This is a genomic window from Ilyobacter sp., from assembly GCF_041583315.1.
Taxonomy (GTDB): Bacteria; Fusobacteriota; Fusobacteriia; order Fusobacteriales; family Fusobacteriaceae; genus Ilyobacter.
Genome location: NZ_JBFHGC010000275.1, coordinates 1 through 3,838, shown reverse-complemented (window position 1 = coordinate 3,838; position 3,838 = coordinate 1). Strand labels below are relative to the sequence as shown.

2 protein-coding genes and 1 CRISPR repeat array are annotated in these 3,838 nt (G+C 28.7%); both genes read right to left on the bottom strand.

Annotated features, from left to right (window positions below):
- Positions 1-4: 4 nt before the first annotated feature.
- A CRISPR array of direct repeats spans positions 5-366; the repeat unit is 30 nt; unit sequence ATTTAAATTCCTCAAAGGTTAGATTATTAC.
- Between the two features lie 190 nt (positions 367-556).
- The gene (gene cas3 / locus ABZA26_RS09770) at positions 557-2,803 is read right to left on the bottom strand and encodes a CRISPR-associated helicase Cas3' (RefSeq protein ID WP_372714334.1); all 2,247 of its coding nucleotides are present in this window, start codon (positions 2,801-2,803) and stop codon (positions 557-559) included.
- Positions 2,804-2,921: 118 nt separating this feature from the next.
- On the bottom strand, positions 2,922-3,838 hold a 917-nt coding region (locus tag ABZA26_RS09765), incomplete at its 5' end, for a CRISPR-associated protein Cas5 (protein ID WP_372714333.1).

Genomic DNA, 3,838 nt, shown 5'->3' with positions numbered 1-3,838 from the left:
TCACATTTAAATTCCTCAAAGGTTAGATTATTACGACAATAAAAAATAACCCTAAAATAAATACAATTTCATTTAAATTCCTCAAAGGTTAGATTATTACTAAAATTATTTATTATGATCCTGTCAATCCCTATCATATTTAAATTCCTCAAAGGTTAGATTATTACTTTTTTACCGAGCTTACCAAGTGCTATGGATAAGTATTTAAATTCCTCAAAGGTTAGATTATTACGAAATATCACCGTTATTATGCTCTAATGCTTGATTAATATTTAAATTCCTCAAAGGTTAGATTATTACTTTTTTATCGATATAACTGTTTAGATGCGGTATCACATTTAAATTCCTCAAAGGTTAGATTATTACCCGTTATGATAATATCCCTATTGCCATTCGTTTACAAGAGGTATTTTTGTCGAACTAACTAAAAATTCAATTTTTTACCTTTCTAGGATATTATAATTCTTTTAATGCCGTAACAAAGCATAGAAATAATAGTATCTAGAAAGGAACTGTCTACCTCGTTGGTCTATAACACTATCAGATGTCGACAGTTTTAAAAGATATTTGATTCTTGTTCTATTCCTGACTTAGGTTTTTTTCTCACTCCATACTCTTTATCATAGAGAATATCTGCTATTTCTAGTTCTTCATATTTCCCTAACTTAATTTTTTCATTATACTTATCTATTTCATAGAGTTGTAGAGATACACTAAACTTTTTTATCCACTCTATTTTCTGCATCTTTTCTAGATAATTTTTACTTTCTTCTATCTCCCTAAGTTTTTCTTTTATAGATACTTTATTGATTTCATAGACATCTTTTGGTATAACACTTTTACTCAGTATATTCCTAAACACTCTTTTTACTTTCCCCTTATCCATTTCTCCAGGATATAAATTTTCTACTAGGTTATATGAGTTTACAAAGTCACTATAAAAGCTTCCTTTTCCCTTTATATTTTCTGTGGTAAATGTTCTATTTATAATATCAACTTTTTCCTTTTCAGTTATAATTCTAGATTCTTTAAACTTTTCTAACAGTAAATCTTTAGAAAGATTATATATTTCTTCATATATAAACCCTCGACTATTTGACGAAGTTTTAAGTGATCTACTACCTATATTTGTATATATATAGCAATTAACTTTATCTACACTCTTTACCCCCTTTCTATTGCACCTACCTAGTCTTTGAAATAGGCCGTTTATATCAGATAGTTCAGTATATAGATAGTCAAAATCAATATCTAAACTAGCCTCTACAACCTGAGTTGCAACCCAAATTCCATTATCTATATTAGCTGTATCCCCAAATTTTATAATTTTCTTTTCTTTTTTATTTCTATCTTCCTTTGTATACTTTGAGTGAAGTAAATTTACAACCTTCTCTTCATCTGTAGCTATTCCATCATTTAAATATCTAAGATTATTATAAACTTCTTGTGCTTTTCTAATGGTATTACATACAATTAATATTTTTTTACCATATTTCTCATAATTTTTTTTTATTAATTTTACATCTAATTCGTTTTCTATGACCTTTAAATGATGTCTTCTACTATCATCTACAAATGTTGCATCTTGAAATACTGGACCTACCTTATCCACTATAAAATCTTTTATAAATGGAGCCAGTGTTGCTGTTAATATACAGAATTTTCCACCTAGTTTATTTATTCTGTGTAATCCATATATTAGATAAGACAATAGATCTGGTGAATACATCTGTATTTCATCTATCACAATCTTAGAATAAGATAGAATTGTTGCTTTCATCTCATATGATGGATATTTAAATACAAAGTCAAATATTTGATCTGGTGTAGTTATACTAAGTGGTTGGGCATAATTTCTAGTTTGAGAATAATAATCCATAACCCTTATTTCTTCTCTGTTTTCTTTCTTCGCTTTTTTATTATTCTCCAGATAATGGATTAAGCTGTCTGAATGTGACAGAGCTATCGTTTCTTCTATGCCCTTATTATCAAGTATCTCCTTAATTATCCTTTCATATATAGCATTTATAGCTGTTCTTAACGGCAATACAAAGAATCCCTTATTATTCCCTATCCAATGTAGACCGGCCTCTGTCTTACCCATGCCTGTTTGAGCTATAACAATCAGATTTTTATCTGTATTTTTCTTACAATATTCTTGTAATTTATTCCAACTAGGCTTTTCTTTTTTCCTGCCTCTAGCTTCCCAATCTACAATCCACTTACTAAGTAGCCCATTTAAAGACTTATCAAGAAAATCATTCTTATATTCTACCTCTAGCTCCCCCTGGGCACTTGCACTATAATCACACCTATGAAGGAATCCCTTTACAAGTATCAGTTCTTTTGTCTCCTTATCTATATAATCTTTTAATTCTGCTAAATCTTCATACGGTTCAAATATATTATCTTCAAATCCTTCTAAGTTATCTTCAATTAGTTCTTCTTCATTTTCTAATACTTCTATATTATTAACATAGTTATGATGATTTAATATTGCATTATACAGTACCATAAAATCCTCTTTTTTATATTCACCTTCGTCCAAGAACATTACTGAAAGTATATTATGTCCTATTTCTATATCTGCACTAAATTTTTTTCTTTTTCCAGTTACTCTTTCTTGGAAATATCGATTAACCTTACCATAATCATGGTACTCACACGCTACCCTTGATAATTCATATATCTTATCATCTTTTATATAACCTAATCCTTTTAATATATCTAATTGAACCAGTAATTCATTGGTATGTTCCCTCAGTGTTTTGTCCGGTTTTGCCATATACTTACTTAAATTCATGCCCACCCCTAAATATATTATTTTTTCCTAAAAGGTTAGATTATATTTTTTTATTCCAATAATACCACTATGGTTTCTCTAAATTTTAGGAGAAACCATAAGAAGGGAGAGATTGTTTCTAAATAAAACTTACTATCAATTCTTTTTCTTCACTATCATCTATATAATTTTCTTGTTTTGATGACGTCTTATAGTTTCCTGTGTAAAGTACATTTACCTTATTGAATATCCTTTGACCATCTACAATTTTATAATTTTTATTTAATAGATACCTTGTGCCTCTAGATGTTATACTTTCATTATTTCCTGAACCCAGTAGAATCATCTTTTCTTCTATTACTTCTCTTTTTATATATGATGAATAAATATTTTTAAGTTTTATCTTCTTTTTATTTAATTCAATTATACTAGCCTCACCTATTAGCTCTACATTATCCTCACTTCTACCTATAGCTTTTAGGTTGTATATGTTCTCTCTTATGTCTTCCATCACATCTTTGTCAGCCTCGATATGCAGTACTAATTCTATATCCGCTAATATCTCATAATACTTTATGGAAGTAGTTAGGCTTCCATACTTAGCTATCTCATTCGTATAATTTTTATCAGTATATTCTTTAAATCTATCGTTTGTTGACTTTTCTAAAGCTTTTATCTCTTTTTCTCTTTTACCTAGTATTTTAAATTCCTCAGACTTATTATCGTATTTCTTCTTTTTAGTATTCAGAGCTTTTTTTCTCCTGTTAACTAAGTTTTTGAATACATCTATTCTCTCTTTCTTAAATCGGGCTATCTCATCTCCTAAGTCTTTAAGGGCGATATACTCATCCATTAATTCTTTATCGTGGACATCTATAGTAATTCCTTTACGAAAACTGTTTCCTTGAGATTTTTTAGCTGTCCCAACCTTAGTAAATGCTCTAGACATTATATTTTCATTTGGAAACTTTACTAATATTCCTCTATCATCCATTATAGAATTGAGGAAACAATAATCAGTGTAGGGTCTTTTATACATACTCTTATACTTTCCCT